Below are 16,756 nucleotides of genomic sequence, written 5' to 3'. Positions count from 1 at the left end.
AGGTGTCTCACATGACTGCAGAAATTAAAACAGGCGAAAAAATGATTGTTTTTATGGTAAACGGCAAAGAATATGCCATTTCTGTCACTCAGGTGAAATCAATTGAGAAATGGCAAAAGCCGACGAGAGTGCCAGGGGTTGAGCCTTATATTTGCGGAGTGATCAATTTGCGCGGCGTGGTGACTCCAGTTATTGATTTAAGAAAGCGTCTCAGCTTGCCTGAGTATGAAATTACCGATGAAACACGAATTATCATTATTGCTTATCGTGATATTGAAGTCGGCTGGATAGTGGATGAAGCAAATGATGTCATAACAGTACAGGAAAGTGAAATAGAGTCCGCTCCAGAAAGTGTTCAAAAAGACACGTATGTGTCGATCAAACAGATTGTAAAACAAGAGAACAGGCTCTTAAATATTATTGATGCAAATGCGGTTTTGGATAAAGAATCATCTCAGTCCGCTGTGCCCGATCAAGCTTAATCTTAAAGGGGTTATGACATGAGTATTTTTAATGGAATCAAAGAAGAGCAGATGGACATTTTGCGGGAAGTCGGCAATATCGGAGCCGGCCACTCTGCTTCTGCAATGGCCCAGCTGTTAAATAGAAAGATTGATATGGAAGTCCCGTTTGCAAAGTTATTATCGTTTGATGAACTTGTAGACTTTTTCGGCGGAGCAGAAATGCCGGTCGCCAGCATTTTTTTAAGAATGGAAGGCGATTTGACGGGCTCGATGTTCTTTATAATGCCTTTTTATCAGGCGGAGCAGTTTATCAGAGAGCTGATCGGCAACCCGGATTTTGATATTGAAAATCTGGGTGAAGATCATATGAGTTCTTCCGCTTTGCATGAACTGGGCAATATTTTAGCAGGATCATATTTAACGGCATTGGCTGATTTGACGAAACTCCAGCTTTACCCGAGTGTTCCAGAAGTTTCACTGGACATGTTCGGTGCTGTCATCAGTGAAGGTCTGATGGAGCTCAGTCAGGCTGGGGAACATGCAATTGTTGTTGATACGTCAATTTTTGATCAGAGCCATCAGCAGGAGCTAAAAGCGCATATGTTTATGCTGCCGGACTATGATTCATTTGAAAAGCTCTTTGTCGCCTTGGGTGCTTCATTATGAGTACGACTGAGGCTGCTGTTGTAAAGGTTGGAATTGCGGACGTGAAAATTGCCCGCTTCCCGGATTCGATCCGGACGGCTGGTTTAGGGTCGTGTGTGGGGCTGGTACTTTACGATAAAGAAAAGCAAACGGCGGGGCTTGTTCATGTCATGCTGCCGGATTCGACGTTATCAAAAACAGCTGAACTCAATCGGGCAAAATATGCCGATACCGCTGTAAAAGCTACGATTGATATGCTGGTAGAAGCGGGCTGCCGAAAGTTTGCGTTAAAAGCAAAGCTTGCCGGCGGATCAGAGATGTTTAAATTTAAAATGACGAATGATTTGATGAAGATCGGACCGAGAAATGTCTTAGCGATAAAGGAACAGCTGTCATTATATAATATTCCGATTATCAGTGAAGATACGGGCGGCTCAAGCGGCCGGACGATAGAATTTGAACCGAAGTCCTGCATGCTGCATATTCGAACTGTTAAACAAGGTGAAAAAACGATTTAATTAAGGTATTAGGGGGATAACAATGCAATCCTTGAATTATGAAGATCAGGTGCTTTGGTCGCGCTGGAAAGAGTGGAAAGATCCTAAGGCCGGTGATGATTTAATGCGCCGTTATATGCCGCTTGTCACATATCATGTAGGCAGAATTTCTGTCGGACTGCCAAAATCGGTGCATAAAGACGATCTTATGAGCCTTGGTATGCTTGGTTTATATGATGCCCTTGAAAAATTTGACCCTAGCCGGGACTTAAAATTTGATACCTACGCCTCGTTTAGAATTCGCGGTGCAATTATTGACGGGCTTCGTAAAGAGGATTGGCTGCCCAGAACCTCGCGTGAAAAAACAAAGAAGGTAGAAGCGGCGATTGAAAAGCTTGAACAGCGCTATCTTCGGAATGTATCGCCCGCAGAAATTGCAGAGGAACTCGGAATGACGGAACAGGATGTAGTGTCAACAATGAATGAAGGTTTTTTTGCAAACCTGCTGTCAATTGACGAAAAGCTTCATGATCAGGATGACGGGGAAAACATCCAGGTCATGATCAGAGATGACAAAAATGTCCCGCCGGAAGAAAAGATCATGAAAGATGAACTGATTGCGCAGCTTGCGGACAAGATTCACGAACTCTCTGAGAAAGAACAGCTTGTGGTCAGTTTGTTCTATAAAGAGGAATTGACATTGACAGAAATCGGACAGGTATTGAATCTTTCTACGTCCCGTATATCACAAATACATTCAAAGGCACTATTTAAATTAAAGAATCTGCTGGAAAAAGTAATTCAATAAAGAATTCTCATGATTAGCGAGTGAAAAACATGTCAACACTATTATGGCTTTTAAGCTTCACGCTTCACGGCGTTCTTCTGTACGCTGTCATCATCCTGTATATGAGGCTCGCAGCTGTGAAAGAAACAGAAAAACAGCAAAAGAAGATGCTGGAAGAGACGGAGAACACACTTGCGGCATTTCTTCTTGAATTAAAAGAAGAAAATGAGAAGTTGATAGACAACTTGGATGCATCTTCTAGTCAAACTGAAGAAAAACAGAAGACGGAGCATCTGCACGCTGAACAACATTCAGAGCGGAATGCTGTTCAGGAAGAAGACAACACTCTTCCCGAGCATATCGAAGGTCTCATCAATGAGGTTGAGAGGACGGAAGAGAACGTAAACAGCGATGCCCGATCATTTGAAGATCAAGTTATGGCATTACATGAGCAGGGATATTCAGCTGGTGAAATTGCTCAGAAATTGAAGAGCGGAAAGACAGAAATCGAGCTATTTCTAAAATTTCGCTCCAAAGCTGTAAAGGATTCTTGATTGTCGCATAAAGCTGTGTTATATTATGTCTTGGTGTTAAATACACACGCTTAACGATTTATGCAGAGGGTGCTGCAGGCGGCAGTTCTGCACAAAAATGACCTAAGCGGAGGAAAAAAACCATTATATTAGGAGGAAATAACATGTCAGTCATTTCTATGAAGCAATTGCTTGAAGCTGGTGTTCACTTCGGTCACCAAACACGCCGTTGGAACCCAAAAATGAAGCGTTATATTTTCACGGAGCGTAACGGAATCTACATCATTGACCTTCAAAAAACAGTCAAAAAAGTAGAGGAAGCTTACAACTTCACTAAAAATCTTGCTGCTGAAGGCGGAAGAATCCTTTTCGTTGGAACAAAAAAACAAGCTCAAGATTCTGTTAAAGAAGAAGCTCAACGCTCTGGCATGTACTATGTCAACCAACGCTGGTTGGGCGGTACATTAACAAACTTTGAAACAATCCAAAAACGTATTAAACGTCTTAAAGACATTGAAAAAATGCAAGAAAACGGTACGTTTGAAGTACTTCCTAAAAAAGAAGTCGTTCAATTGAAAAAAGAATTAGAGCGTCTTGAAAAATTCCTAGGCGGAATTAAAGAAATGAAGGATCTTCCTGATGCATTATTCATCATCGATCCTCGTAAAGAGCGCATCGCTGTTGCTGAAGCTCGCAAATTAAACATCCCTATCATCGGAATTGTAGATACTAACTGTGATCCTGATGAAATCGATGTTGTAATTCCTGCGAACGATGACGCTATCCGCGCTGTTAAACTTCTAACTTCTAAAATGGCAGATGCAATCTTAGAAGCGAAGCAAGGCGAAGAAGAAGCGGAAGTTGCTGAAGATACTGCACCAGAAACAGAAACAACAACTGCGTAACCTATTCAAAAGGTGATAAGAGGGACTGCCTTTTATCACCTTTTTTCAAGAAAAATGTAATGATACATATCTTGTTTAAACATATAAGGAGGAATACAAATGGCTATTACTGCACAGCAAGTAAAAGAACTGCGTCAAAAAACTGGCGCGGGTATGATGGATTGTAAAAAAGCGTTAACTGAAACTGATGGAGATATGGACAAAGCAATTGACCTTCTTAGAGAAAAAGGAATTGCAAAAGCAGCGAAGAAAGCTGACCGTATCGCAGCAGAAGGTTCAACTCTTATTAAAACTGACGGCAACAAAGGTGTTATTTTAGAAGTAAACTCTGAAACTGATTTCGTTGCGAAAAACGAAGGCTTCATAGAGCTTCTTAACACATTAGCTGACCACCTTCTTGCAAACACTCCTGCAGATGTTGAAGAAGCAATGGGACAAAAAATGGACAACGGATCTACTGTAGAAGAGTACATTACAAGTGCAGTAGCTAAAATCGGTGAGAAAATCACTCTTCGCCGCTTTGCTGTTCTTACAAAAGACGACAGCTCTGCATTCGGTGCTTACCTTCACATGGGTGGACGCATCGGCGTATTAACTGTTCTTAACGGTACAACTGACGAAGAAACTGCAAAAGATATCGCAATGCATGTTGCTGCGGTTAACCCTCGTTACATTTCTCGTGACCAAGTATCAGCAGAAGAAACAGACCATGAGCGTCAAATCTTAACTCAGCAAGCTCTTCAAGAAGGAAAACCTGAAAACATCGTAGCGAAAATGGTTGAAGGCCGTCTGAACAAATTCTTCGAAGAAATTTGTCTTTTAGACCAAGCATTCGTTAAAAACCCAGATGAAAAAGTGAAACAAGTTGTTGCAGCGAAAAACGCAACTGTTGAAACTTTCGTTCGCTATGAAGTTGGAGAAGGTATCGAAAAACGTCAAGAAAACTTTGCTGAAGAAGTAATGAACCAAGTGAAAAAATAATGGTGAAAAGATTTCGCGATCAAGTCGCGTCTTTTCAGGCAGTATAGGGGACACACTTTGTGTTCCCTATTTTTAAAACTATATTTACAAACCTTTTTTTCTCTTGCATAATAGAAAACGGCAATGTTTACACTTGGAGGTTATTATGGAAAAACCAAAATACAAACGTATCGTATTAAAGCTTAGCGGTGAAGCATTGGCAGGGGAACAGGGTAACGGAATTAACCCTACTGTCATTCAATCCATTGCAAAGCAAGTGAAAGAAATCGCTGAGCTTGAAGTCGAAGTGGCTGTTGTAGTAGGCGGCGGCAACTTATGGCGCGGAAAAACAGGAAGTGACCTGGGCATGGACCGTGCAACTGCTGACTATATGGGGATGCTGGCCACAGTGATGAACTCGCTTGCTCTTCAAGACAGCTTAGAAACACTCGGAATCCAGTCCAGAGTGCAAACATCCATTGAAATGAGACAAGTTGCTGAACCATACATCAGAAGAAAAGCGATACGCCACTTAGAGAAAAAACGTGTCGTGATTTTTGCTGCGGGCACAGGGAACCCATACTTCTCAACTGATACGACAGCTGCACTGCGGGCTGCTGAAATTGAAGCAGACGTTATTTTAATGGCTAAAAACAATGTTGACGGTGTGTATAATGCTGACCCTAGAAAAGATGAATCAGCTGTTAAATATGAATCGCTTTCTTACCTTGACGTTTTAAAAGACGGTTTGGAAGTTATGGATTCAACAGCATCATCTTTATGCATGGATAATGACATTCCGCTAATCGTCTTTTCTATTATGGAAGAAGGAAATATTAAACGCGCTGTGACAGGCGAATCAATCGGAACGATCGTGAGGGGGAAATAACGTGTCAAAAGAAGTATTAACACAAACGAAAGAAAAAATGGAAAAAGCAATTGCTGCTTATCAGCGTGAACTGGCTACTGTACGAGCAGGCCGTGCGAACCCATCTTTATTAGATAAAGTAACAGTTGAATATTACGGAGCACAGACACCTTTAAATCAGCTGTCTTCTATTAACGTGCCTGAAGCTCGTATGCTGGTTATAACACCATACGACAAGTCAGCAATCGGTGATATCGAAAAAGCAATTTTAAAAGCGGATTTAGGCTTAACACCGACGAGTGACGGCAATATGATTCGCATTGCGATTCCTGCGTTAACAGAAGAAAGACGTAAAGAATTAGTCAAAGTTGTAAAAAAATATGCTGAAGACGCGAAAGTGGCTGTGCGAAATGTACGCCGTGATGCGAACGATGATCTCAAAAAACTTGAGAAAAGCGGAGACATCACTGAAGATGAACTACGTGCTTCCACTGAAGATGTTCAAAAACTGACAGATGAATATGTGTCAAAAATTGACAGTGTAACAAAAGACAAAGAAAAAGAAATCATGGAAGTTTAATGAAAAACTATGTACAATAGATAATAGTGAAAAGACCCTCTCATGTTTACAGGGGGTTTTTTTGTTAATACTGTTGATTACATCGTTATCAGCAGGGAATGCAACCTTTTTGGGTGACGGAGGAATCTCATGCTCAACATACTCAAAAATTGGAAGAACCAGCAAACAGCGGCTTCCAACTTAGAACGCTATACAAAAGAAGACATACTTAAGGGAGAAATTCCCGAACACATCGCCATTATAATGGATGGAAATGGCCGTTGGGCTAAAAAACGCTCTCTTCCCCGAATTGCAGGCCACCATGAAGGAATGAAGGTGGTTAAAAGGACGACAAAGCTTGCTAACGAATTGGGTGTCAAAGTACTGACTTTGTACGCATTTTCAACAGAAAACTGGAAGCGGCCGAAAATGGAAGTTGATTTTTTGATGAAGCTTCCTGAAGAATTTTTAAATACGTATCTCCCGGAGCTTGTTGAGGAGAATGTGCAGGTCCGGATTATAGGAGATGAATCAGCCTTGCCGACGCACACAATGCGTGCGATTGAAAAGGCTGTAAAGGATACGGCGCAAAATGACGGGTTGATTCTTAATTTTGCTCTCAACTATGGGGGGCGTACTGAAATTGTCACTGCTGCAAAAACACTCGCGGAAAAAGTCAAGGAGGGTTCTTTGAATATAGAAGACATTGATGAATCGCTTTTTTCTAAACATTTAATGACTGAATCTTTGCAGGATCCTGAACTTTTAATCCGAACGAGCGGCGAGATTAGACTAAGCAACTTTATGCTTTGGCAGGTTGCCTACAGTGAATTTGTCTTTACTGACGTCCTGTGGCCTGACTTTAAAGAAAATCATTTCTTGCAGGCGTTAGGAGAATATCAGCAACGGGGCCGGAGGTTTGGCGGAATTTAGAGGATGGTGGACATGAAACAAAGAATTTTGACAGGTGTTCTGGCAGCAATTGTATTTTTATTTTTAGTTATTGTCGGGGAATTGCCGTTCACCATATTAGTTTATGCAATGGGCAGTGTAGCGCTTTTTGAGCTTTTGCGAATGAAAAAACTTAAGCTTGTGTCACTGCCGGGATTGATCAGTCTTTTATTATTGTGGATGTTCTTAATGCCAAGCCAGTATTCTTTTTTTGAAGCGATTGGTATCTCGAAAATTGAAGCGGCTTTGTTCGCAGTACTTATTTTATTGACGTACACAGTATTGGTGAAGAACACTTTTACCTTTGATGAAGTCGGCTTTATTACCCTTGCAACGATTTACATCGGAATGTGTTTTCATTATTTTATTGAAATCAGAAACCTTGATCAGCACGGGCTGACATACATCTTTTATGCCTGTGTCGTGATTTGGTCGACTGATTCCGGTGCATATTTTGTCGGGAAGTCGCTTGGTAAACGAAAACTGTGGCCTGAAATCAGCCCTAATAAAACAGTTGAGGGATTTGTAGGCGGAATTGTCATTGCACTTGTACTCTCGACAATTTTTCAGCTTGTCGCAAACCTGCCGATCCCATATTTCTATCTGCTTTTGATCACACTGTTTTTGTCTGTTTTCGGACAGATTGGGGATTTAGTAGAATCCGCTCTGAAAAGACATTACGAGGTAAAGGATTCTGGGAAGATCCTTCCTGGGCATGGCGGGGTGCTAGACCGTTTTGACAGTTTTTTGTTTGTCATGCCTTTCTTGTACTTTCTGCTTGCCCTTTTTTCATAAAAAAGTCTAATATGAATATGAGACTGATTATGCAGCAAAAAGAATAGGAGTAGTGGCACTTTGAAAAATATTTGTCTTTTAGGAGCAACAGGATCAATCGGCGAACAGACTCTTGACGTATTGCATACGCACCAAGACCAATTTCAGCTGGTATCTATGTCGTTCGGCAAAAATATTGATAAGGCCGTGCCGATGATAGAGGCCTTTCAGCCGAAGTTTGTATCTGTCGGTGATCTGGATACATATCACAAATTAAAACAAGTTTCTTTTTCATTTGATTGCCAAATCGGGCTTGGAGAAGAAGGCCTGATTGAAGCGGCAGTTATGGAGGAAGTCGATATTGTTGTCAATGCCTTGCTTGGAAGTGTCGGTCTCATCCCTACGTTAAAGGCGATCGAACAGAAAAAAACAATTGCGCTTGCAAATAAGGAAACTCTTGTCACTGCCGGGCATATAGTTAAAGAACATGCTAAGAAATACAATGTTCCGCTGCTGCCCGTTGACAGTGAGCATTCAGCCATTTTTCAAGCGCTACAAGGCGAACAGGCTAAAAACATTGATCGCCTCATCATTACGGCATCCGGCGGAAGTTTTCGGGACAAGACGCGGGAGGAGCTCGAATCAGTTACAATTGAAGATGCATTACAGCACCCGAATTGGTCAATGGGTGCAAAAATCACGATTGATTCGGCTACAATGATGAATAAGGGATTAGAGGTGATTGAGGCGCATTGGCTTTTCGATATTCCGTATGAACAAATTGATGTGGTCTTACATAAGGAGAGCATCATCCATTCCATGGTAGAGTTTCATGACAAAAGTGTGATTGCACAGCTCGGTACTCCGGATATGAGGGTCCCGATTCAATATGCGCTCACCTATCCCGACCGATTGCCATTGCCGGACGCCAAAAGACTCGAGCTGTGGGAAATCGGCAGTCTTCATTTTGAAAAAGCTGACTTTGCCAGGTTCCGCTGCTTACAATTTGCCTTTGAATCAGGTAAAATAGGAGGAACAATGCCGACTGTGCTAAACGCGGCAAATGAAGTGGCTGTCGCCGCCTTTTTAGCCGGCAAGATATCGTTTTTGGCGATTGAAGACTGTATCGAAAAGGCATTAAACCGCCATCAGCTTATTCAAAAGCCTAGCTTGGCAGACATTCAGGAAGTGGACAAAGATACCCGGGGATACGTCAATTCAATACTCACATAAGGTGGTATGTTCGTGAATACAGTTATAGCGTTTATCATTATTTTCGGAACGCTCGTTTTCTTCCATGAACTGGGCCATTTGCTGTTAGCCCAAAGAGCGGGAATTCTGTGCCGTGAATTTGCGATCGGCTTTGGTCCAAAAATCTTTTCGTTCAAAAAAAATGAAACGGTGTATACGATCAGACTTCTTCCAGTCGGCGGATTTGTCCGCATGGCCGGAGAAGATCCGGAAATGATTGAGGTGAAACCGGGCTACACGATCGGGCTTCTTTTTAACAAAGAGGATCAGGTTGAAAAAGTCATCATCAATCAAAAGGAAAAATACCCGGATGCTTTAATCATCGAGGTGGAAACGGCGGACCTAGAGCATGACATGAAGATCACCGGCTATGAACAGGGCAAAGAGGATGAGCTTTCCGGCTTTACTGTGAGTGAAACCTCCTTTTTCATTGTAGACGGAGAAGAAGTGCAGATCGCGCCGTATAACCGCCAATTTGGTTCCAAACCTGTGTGGCAGCGAATTAAGGCGATTGCCGCAGGCCCGATTATGAATTTCATTTTGGCTTATGTCATTTTAGTGATGCTTGGGCTGATTCAGGGTGTTCCGTCAAATGAGCCTATGCTTGGACAGCTGACAGACAACGGACGGGCGGCCGAAGCAGGGCTAAAAGAAGGAGATTACATTCAAAGCATTAACGGAGAGAAGATGAGGTCCTGGACCGACATTGTCTCTGCGGTAAAAGAAAACCCGGATAAAGAAATAGACGTTGAGGTAAAAAGAGATAACAAAACGCTCCACATTTCAGTTACTCCGGAAGCCGTTAAAGACGAGAACAAAAAGACAATCGGCCGCTTTGGTTCTTACGCGCCGACTGAGAAAGGCGTTCTCTCAGCAGTTGCTTACGGTGCAACATCAACTGTTGATGTTACAAAAGCGATATTAACGAATCTCAGTAAATTAGTGACAGGACAATTTAAAATTGATATGCTCTCAGGTCCTGTCGGCATATACGATATGACAGACCAAGTGGCAAAGACGGGAATCATTAATTTATTCCAGTTTGCTGCGTTTTTAAGTATTAACCTTGGTATCGTCAACCTGCTTCCGATTCCGGCTCTTGACGGCGGAAGACTGTTGTTTCTATTTATAGAAGCGATTCGGGGCAAACCGATCAACAGAGAAAAAGAAGCCTTTGTGGTGTTTATCGGAGTTGCTTTCCTAATGCTTCTTATGCTGGTCGTAACATGGAACGATATCCAGCGGCTGTTTTTGTAAATGAAAAGTAAATCAATCAGAGGTGCGAAGAAATGAGACAAAGCTTGACGCTTATTCCTACGCTCCGTGAAGTTCCAGCTGATGCCGAAGCGAAAAGTCATCAGCTTCTTCTAAGAGCAGGATTTATCAGACAGAATACGAGCGGGGTATACAGCTATATGCCTCTTGCGTATAAGGTTATTCAAAACATTCAGCAGATTGTCCGTGAGGAAATGGAAAAAATCGACGCTGTAGAAATGCTTATGCCCGCGCTGCAGCAGGCTGAGACATGGCAGGAATCAGGCAGATGGTATACGTACGGTCCTGAACTGATGAGACTTAAAGATCGTCACGGCCGTGAATTTGCTTTAGGGGCAACGCATGAAGAAGTGATCACTTCACTCGTTCGCGATGAGGTTAAATCCTATAAGCGTCTCCCTCTGACTCTGTACCAAATCCAGTCTAAGTTCAGGGATGAAAAACGCCCGCGCTTCGGTTTATTAAGAGGCCGCGAATTCATTATGAAGGATGCTTATTCTTTCCATGCTTCCGAAGAGAGCTTGGATGAAACATATCAAAAAATGTACAACGCGTATTCTAATGTTTTCGCCCGCTGCGGCATTAATGTAAGACCTGTTATCGCTGACTCAGGTGCCATGGGTGGAAAAGATACACATGAGTTTATGGCGCTTTCTGAAATCGGAGAGGATACCATTGCGTACTCTGATGAATCCCAATATGCAGCCAATATCGAAATGGCTGAAGTTCTTTATCAGGAAGTCCCTTCAAATGAAGAGCCTATCGCTTTAGAAAAAGTGCACACTCCTAATGTGAAAACGATTGATGAGCTGACTGCATTTTTACAGGTTTCGGCTGAAGCCTGCATTAAATCGGTATTGTTTAAAGCGGATGACCGTTTTGTTCTGGTGCTTGTAAGAGGGGATCACGAAGTGAATGATATTAAAGTGAAGAATCTCCTGCATGCAGAGGTTATGGAACTTGCTTCTCATGAAGAGGTCGTTCAGCACCTTGGAACAGAGCCTGGCTTTGTCGGACCTATCGGTGTGAATCAAGAGATTGACGTCTATGCAGATGTCGCTGTTAAAGCAATGGTTAATGCTGTTGCCGGTGCGAATGAAGAAGAGTATCATTATAAAAATGTCAACGTAAACCGGGATGCGCAAATTAAAGAATTTGCAGATCTTCGTTTTATTAAGGAAGGCGATCCATCACCAGACGGTAAAGGCACGATCCGTTTTGCAGAAGGAATCGAAGTCGGACAAGTCTTTAAGCTTGGAACTCGTTATTCTGAAGCGATGAATGCGACATATTTAGATGAAAACGGACGAGCGCAGCCAATGCTGATGGGCTGTTACGGAATCGGTGTTTCCAGAACCCTTTCTGCCATTGCTGAACAGCATCACGACGAAAAAGGTTTAATATGGCCAAAAAGCGTGGCGCCGTATGATCTTCATATTCTTGCATTGAATATCAAAAACGATGCGCAAAGAGAATTGGCTGAAAAGCTGTACGCAGATTTAAAAGCGAAAGGCTATGAAGTGCTATATGACGATCGGGCGGAACGCGCCGGCGTAAAATTTGCTGACTCGGATCTAATCGGTCTTCCAATCCGTATTACTGTCGGCAAACGGGCTGATGAAGGAATTGTAGAGGTTAAAATCCGCAAAACGGGTGAGTCAACAGAAGTTTCTGTTGATGAGTTATCTGCTTTTATAAGCAAGCAGTAAACACCATAACGATTTATCAAAAAACATGTTAAAATAGAAATAATAGAAGGTACCTCATTGCCTGAGGTACCTTCACTTATGATGTTTTTAAGGGGGGAATACTGTCTTAATGGAGCAGTTATCAGTAAACAGAAGGCAGTTTCAAATTCTTCTGCAGCAGATTAATATGACAGATGATACCTTCATGACATACTTTGAAGATGGCGAGATTGAAAAGCTGACGATACACAAAGCGTCTAAGTCTTGGCATTTTCATTTTAAATTTAAATCTTTGCTGCCTTATCAAATATATGACATGTTAACCATGAGGCTGACTCAATCGTTTGCCCATATTGCAAAAGTGACGTCCTCAATCGCAGTGCATGATGCCGAGGTTGACGAAGGTCTCGTGCAGGATTATTGGACACGCTGCATTGAAGAGCTGCAAGGTATTTCACCGCCGATTATCAGTCTCTTAAGCCAGCAAAAACCGAAGCTGAAGGGCAACAAACTGATTGTCAAAACAAAAACGGATACAGAAGCATCTGCTCTTAAGAACAAATACAGTGCGATGATTCAAGCGGGATACCGTCAATTTGGGTTTCCAGATTTTCAGCTTGATGCTGAAATATTTGTATCTGATCAAGAAGTACAAAAGTTTCGGGAGCAAAAGCTAGCTGAAGACCAAGAGCGGGCGATGCAGGCGTTAATTGAAATGGAAAAGAAAGATAAAGAAAGTGATGAAGATCAAGTTCCTTCAGGACCCCTTGTCATTGGCTATCAAATTAAAGATAACGAGGAAATCAGAACACTTGACAGCATAATGGACGAGGAACGGAGAATTACGGTTCAGGGTTATGTGTTTGATGTGGAAACCAGAGAACTGAAAAGCGGGCGCACGCTGTGCATCTTTAAAATTACTGACTACACAAATAGTATCTTAATTAAAATGTTTGCAAGAGAAAAAGAAGATGCGGCCCTCATGAAGTCTCTGAAAAAAGGTATGTGGGTAAAAGCGCGCGGAAGCATTCAAAACGACACATTTGTCCGAGATTTGGTCATGATTGCAAACGATGTAAATGAAATAAAAGCAAAAACCCGTGAGGACACGGCGCCTGAAGGAGAAAAAAGGGTAGAGTTGCATCTGCATTCCCCAATGAGCCAAATGGATGCTGTAACAGGCATCGGAAAGCTTGTCGAACAGGCGAAAAAATGGGGACATGAGGCGATCGCTTTGACTGACCATGCTGTCGTTCAATCCTTCCCAGATGCGTATTCTGCTGCCCAAAAACATGGGATTAAAATGATTTATGGAATGGAAGCAAATATCGTGGATGACGGGGTACCAATTGCTTATAATCCTGCACACCGTTTGCTTGATGAAGAAACCTATGTTGTTTTTGACGTCGAGACAACCGGACTATCCGCTGTGTACGATACGATTATTGAACTGGCGGCTGTAAAAGTGAAAGGCGGGGAGATCATTGATAAATTTGAGTCATTTGCCAACCCGCATCGTCCGCTTTCAGCGACTATCATTGAACTGACAGGCATCACTGATGATATGCTGGTCGACGCGCCGGATGTAATAGACGTGATAGGAGATTTCAGAGAATGGATTGGCGATGACATTCTCGTTGCCCATAATGCAAGCTTCGATATGGGATTTTTAAACGTTGCTTTCAAAAAGCTTCTCCAAGTCGAGAAAGCAAAAAATCCTGTCATTGATACGCTGGAGCTCGGCCGTTTCCTTTATCCGGAATTTAAGAATCACCGTCTGAACACACTATGTAAAAAGTTTAACATTGAACTTACACAGCACCACCGTGCGATCTATGATACCGAGGCGACCGCTTATTTGCTTATGAAAATGCTGGAGGATGCTGCTGAAAAGGGTATTCAGTATCATGACCAGCTGAATGAAAATATGGGTCAGTCCAATTCTTATCAAAGGTCAAGACCCTATCATGCAACGGTGCTGGCGGTGAACAGCACAGGCTTGAAAAATTTATTTAAGCTCGTTTCACTTTCTCATATTCATTATTTTTACAGAGTGCCGCGTATTCCGAGATCTCAGCTTGAGAAATACAGGGAAGGCCTTCTGATCGGTTCTGCCTGCGACAGAGGAGAGGTTTTTGAAGGCATGATGCAAAAGTCGCCGGAAGAGGTGGAAGATGTTGCGTCATTCTACGATTATCTCGAGGTTCAACCGCCTGAGGTATACCGCCACTTGCTTGAGCTAGAACTGGTTCGCGATGAAAAATCGCTGAAAGAAATCATAACGAATATCACCAAACTCGGTGAAAAGCTTAATAAACCTGTTGTTGCAACAGGAAATGTTCATTATTTGAATGATGAGGACAAAATTTACAGAAAGATTTTAGTATCCTCACAGGGCGGCGCGAATCCGCTGAACAGACATGAACTTCCGAAAGTGCATTTCAGAACGACAGATGAAATGCTTGAAGCTTTTTCCTTCTTAGGGGAAGAAAAAGCGAAGGAAATCGTTGTAACCAACACACAAAAGGTTGCATCTTTAATCGAAGACATCAAGCCGATTAAAGATGACCTATATACGCCGAAAATCGAAGGCGCTGATGAAGAGATCAGGGAAATGAGCTATCAGCGTGCACGAAGCATTTACGGAGAGCAGCTCCCTGAAATTGTTGAAGCGCGTATTGAAAAAGAATTAAAAAGTATCATCGGCCACGGCTTTGCTGTTATTTATTTGATCTCTCATAAACTCGTGAAGAGATCTCTAGATGACGGGTATCTGGTAGGATCACGGGGATCGGTAGGTTCTTCTTTAGTTGCGACACTTACTGAGATCACAGAGGTGAACCCGCTGCCGCCGCACTATATATGTTCTGAATGCCAGCATTCTGAGTTCTTTAATGACGGATCTGTCGGCTCAGGTTTTGATCTGCCTGACAAAATGTGTCCTCATTGCAAAACGCCTTTGAAAAAAGACGGGCACGATATTCCGTTTGAAACGTTCCTGGGATTTAAAGGAGATAAAGTACCTGATATCGATTTGAACTTCTCTGGGGAATATCAGCCGCAGGCCCACAATTATACAAAAGTATTGTTCGGAGAAGACAACGTATATCGTGCCGGAACGATCGGTACGGTTGCAGAAAAAACAGCCTACGGTTATGTAAAAGGCTATGCCGGCGACAATAATCTCCATATGCGCGGCGCCGAAATCGACCGGCTTGTGCAGGGCTGTACAGGTGTAAAACGGACGACCGGACAGCACCCTGGCGGTATTATCGTAGTTCCTGATTATATGGATATTTATGATTTCTCTCCGATTCAGTTTCCGGCAGATGCGACAGGTTCTGAATGGAAAACGACGCATTTTGACTTCCATTCCATTCATGACAACCTGCTGAAGCTTGATATTCTGGGGCACGATGATCCGACGGTAATCCGTATGCTCCAAGATTTAAGCGGCATTGATCCGAAAACGATTCCGACGGATGACCCTGAAGTAATGAAAATCTTCCAAGGAACCGAATCACTCGGTGTCACTCAGGAACAGATAGGATGTAAAACGGGCACCCTGGGAATCCCTGAATTCGGAACCCGCTTTGTCCGGCAAATGCTTGAAGACACAAAGCCGACAACCTTTTCTGAGCTCGTTCAGATTTCAGGGCTGTCTCACGGTACAGATGTATGGCTCGGCAATGCGCAAGAACTCATTCACAATAATATTTGTGAGCTGAGTGAGGTGATCGGCTGCCGTGATGACATTATGGTTTATTTAATCTATCAAGGCCTCGAGCCGTCACTGGCGTTTAAAATCATGGAATTTGTGCGTAAAGGAAAAGGTTTAACGCCTGAATGGGAAGAAGAAATGAAAAATAACAATGTCCCAGACTGGTATATCGATTCCTGCAAAAAGATTAAATACATGTTCCCGAAAGCCCACGCCGCGGCTTATGTATTAATGGCAGTCCGCATTGCTTATTTTAAAGTGCATCACGCGCTACTGTATTATGCGGCTTATTTTACCGTTCGTGCAGACGACTTTGATATCGATACGATGATCAAAGGCTCCACAGCAATCAAAGCTGTAATGGAGGATATCAACTCCAAAGGGCTTGATGCGTCACCGAAGGAAAAAAACCTTCTCACAGTATTAGAGTTAGCGCTGGAAATGTGTGAAAGAGGCTATTCGTTCCAAAAAGTCGATTTATATCGCTCCAGTGCAACGGAATTTATTATTGACGGCAACAGCCTGATCCCGCCGTTTAATTCTATTCCTGGTTTAGGTACGAACGCCGCTCTAAATATTGTAAAGGCCCGTGAAGAAGGAGAATTTCTCTCAAAAGAAGATTTGCAAAAGAGAGGGAAAGTATCAAAAACGATTTTAGAGTATTTAGATCGTCACGGCTGTTTGGAGTCGTTGCCGGATCAAAACCAATTATCGTTGTTTTAGCATATAAAAGCAGAATTTCTTAAGAAATTCTCAGGCTGTCGAGAAAATCTCGACAGCCTTTATTTTTTCTTAAAATACCCACTCTCCTGTAATAAAATAAAAGAAAGACTTCAAAAGGACGGTGTCTTTCTCATGTTCCACACAAGAAATTCTTC

The 16,756-nt window shown here is 42.5% G+C and carries 15 protein-coding genes; all 15 read left to right on the top strand.

Annotated features, from left to right (window positions below; translation table 11 throughout):
* The first annotated feature begins 11 nt into the window (after positions 1-11).
* The 15 genes from cheW (at position 12) to LJF29_RS18210 (ending at position 16,601) form a co-directional block, all read left to right on the top strand.
* Positions 12-482 carry a chemotaxis protein CheW gene (gene cheW / locus LJF29_RS18280; RefSeq protein WP_010334267.1) on the top strand — a complete coding sequence of 157 codons (471 nt, stop codon included), beginning with the start codon at positions 12-14 and terminating at the stop codon, positions 480-482.
* An 18-nt stretch (positions 483-500) separates the two neighbouring features.
* Positions 501-1,130, top strand: coding sequence for a CheY-P phosphatase CheC (gene cheC / locus LJF29_RS18275; RefSeq protein ID WP_229150028.1), 630 nt, complete (start codon positions 501-503; stop codon positions 1,128-1,130).
* Positions 1,127-1,627, top strand: coding sequence for a chemotaxis protein CheD (gene cheD / locus LJF29_RS18270; RefSeq protein ID WP_229150026.1), 501 nt, complete (start codon positions 1,127-1,129; stop codon positions 1,625-1,627). The genes cheC and cheD overlap by 4 nt, the downstream gene beginning before the upstream one ends.
* 22 nt (positions 1,628-1,649) lie before the next feature.
* The gene (gene sigD / locus LJF29_RS18265) at positions 1,650-2,414 is read left to right on the top strand and encodes an RNA polymerase sigma-28 factor SigD (RefSeq protein ID WP_010334270.1); all 765 of its coding nucleotides are present in this window, start codon (positions 1,650-1,652) and stop codon (positions 2,412-2,414) included.
* A 29-nt stretch (positions 2,415-2,443) separates the two neighbouring features.
* On the top strand, positions 2,444-2,947 hold the full coding sequence (locus LJF29_RS18260) for a Swarming motility protein SwrB (protein ID WP_229150025.1): 504 nt from the start codon (positions 2,444-2,446) through the stop codon (positions 2,945-2,947).
* A 143-nt stretch (positions 2,948-3,090) separates the two neighbouring features.
* Positions 3,091-3,831, top strand: coding sequence for a 30S ribosomal protein S2 (gene rpsB / locus LJF29_RS18255; protein ID WP_010334272.1), 741 nt, complete (start codon positions 3,091-3,093; stop codon positions 3,829-3,831).
* A gap of 99 nt (positions 3,832-3,930) precedes the next feature.
* A complete protein-coding gene (tsf, locus tag LJF29_RS18250; RefSeq protein WP_029441263.1) occupies positions 3,931-4,812 on the top strand; it encodes a translation elongation factor Ts in 882 nt (293 codons plus the stop codon).
* A 145-nt stretch (positions 4,813-4,957) separates the two neighbouring features.
* On the top strand, positions 4,958-5,680 hold the full coding sequence (gene pyrH, locus LJF29_RS18245) for a UMP kinase (RefSeq protein WP_010334275.1): 723 nt from the start codon (positions 4,958-4,960) through the stop codon (positions 5,678-5,680).
* 1 nt (position 5,681) lies between these two features.
* Complete coding sequence (gene frr / locus LJF29_RS18240; RefSeq protein ID WP_010334276.1) at positions 5,682-6,239, top strand: ribosome recycling factor; 558 nt, start codon at positions 5,682-5,684, stop codon at positions 6,237-6,239.
* A 129-nt stretch (positions 6,240-6,368) separates the two neighbouring features.
* Entirely contained in the window at positions 6,369-7,151 is a 783-nt protein-coding gene (locus LJF29_RS18235) for an isoprenyl transferase (protein ID WP_229150024.1), read from the top strand.
* A gap of 3 nt (positions 7,152-7,154) precedes the next feature.
* Complete coding sequence (cdsA, locus tag LJF29_RS18230) at positions 7,155-7,964, top strand: phosphatidate cytidylyltransferase (protein WP_168747846.1); 810 nt, start codon at positions 7,155-7,157, stop codon at positions 7,962-7,964.
* A gap of 60 nt (positions 7,965-8,024) precedes the next feature.
* Positions 8,025-9,176 carry a 1-deoxy-D-xylulose-5-phosphate reductoisomerase gene (dxr, locus tag LJF29_RS18225; protein ID WP_229150023.1) on the top strand — a complete coding sequence of 384 codons (1,152 nt, stop codon included), beginning with the start codon at positions 8,025-8,027 and terminating at the stop codon, positions 9,174-9,176.
* Between the two features lie 6 nt (positions 9,177-9,182).
* Entirely contained in the window at positions 9,183-10,451 is a 1,269-nt protein-coding gene (gene rseP, locus LJF29_RS18220; RefSeq protein WP_229150021.1) for an RIP metalloprotease RseP, read from the top strand.
* A 32-nt stretch (positions 10,452-10,483) separates the two neighbouring features.
* On the top strand, positions 10,484-12,178 hold the full coding sequence (gene proS, locus LJF29_RS18215; RefSeq protein WP_229150020.1) for a proline--tRNA ligase: 1,695 nt from the start codon (positions 10,484-10,486) through the stop codon (positions 12,176-12,178).
* Between the two features lie 109 nt (positions 12,179-12,287).
* Entirely contained in the window at positions 12,288-16,601 is a 4,314-nt protein-coding gene (locus LJF29_RS18210; RefSeq protein WP_229150018.1) for a PolC-type DNA polymerase III, read from the top strand.
* Positions 16,602-16,756 lie beyond the last annotated feature (155 nt).

It is taken from the genome of Bacillus sp. LBG-1-113, assembly GCF_020708615.1.
Classification (GTDB): Bacteria; Bacillota; Bacilli; order Bacillales; family Bacillaceae; genus Bacillus; species Bacillus mojavensis.
The sequence above is the reverse complement of the archived record's forward strand: the minus strand, read 5'-3'. Positions and strand labels throughout refer to the sequence as shown.

Coding starts and splice junctions, on each gene's coding strand:
- cdsA (WP_168747846.1), top strand. CDS start 7,155: ATGGTGGACATGAAACAAAGAATTTTGACAGGTGTTCTGGCAGCAATT.
- cheD (WP_229150026.1), top strand. CDS start 1,127: ATGAGTACGACTGAGGCTGCTGTTGTAAAGGTTGGAATTGCGGACGTG.
- LJF29_RS18260 (WP_229150025.1), top strand. CDS start 2,444: ATGTCAACACTATTATGGCTTTTAAGCTTCACGCTTCACGGCGTTCTT.
- cheW (WP_010334267.1), top strand. CDS start 12: ATGACTGCAGAAATTAAAACAGGCGAAAAAATGATTGTTTTTATGGTA.
- sigD (WP_010334270.1), top strand. CDS start 1,650: ATGCAATCCTTGAATTATGAAGATCAGGTGCTTTGGTCGCGCTGGAAA.
- pyrH (WP_010334275.1), top strand. CDS start 4,958: ATGGAAAAACCAAAATACAAACGTATCGTATTAAAGCTTAGCGGTGAA.
- tsf (WP_029441263.1), top strand. CDS start 3,931: ATGGCTATTACTGCACAGCAAGTAAAAGAACTGCGTCAAAAAACTGGC.
- rseP (WP_229150021.1), top strand. CDS start 9,183: ATGTTCGTGAATACAGTTATAGCGTTTATCATTATTTTCGGAACGCTC.
- LJF29_RS18235 (WP_229150024.1), top strand. CDS start 6,369: ATGCTCAACATACTCAAAAATTGGAAGAACCAGCAAACAGCGGCTTCC.
- rpsB (WP_010334272.1), top strand. CDS start 3,091: ATGTCAGTCATTTCTATGAAGCAATTGCTTGAAGCTGGTGTTCACTTC.
- proS (WP_229150020.1), top strand. CDS start 10,484: ATGAGACAAAGCTTGACGCTTATTCCTACGCTCCGTGAAGTTCCAGCT.
- cheC (WP_229150028.1), top strand. CDS start 501: ATGAGTATTTTTAATGGAATCAAAGAAGAGCAGATGGACATTTTGCGG.
- LJF29_RS18210 (WP_229150018.1), top strand. CDS start 12,288: ATGGAGCAGTTATCAGTAAACAGAAGGCAGTTTCAAATTCTTCTGCAG.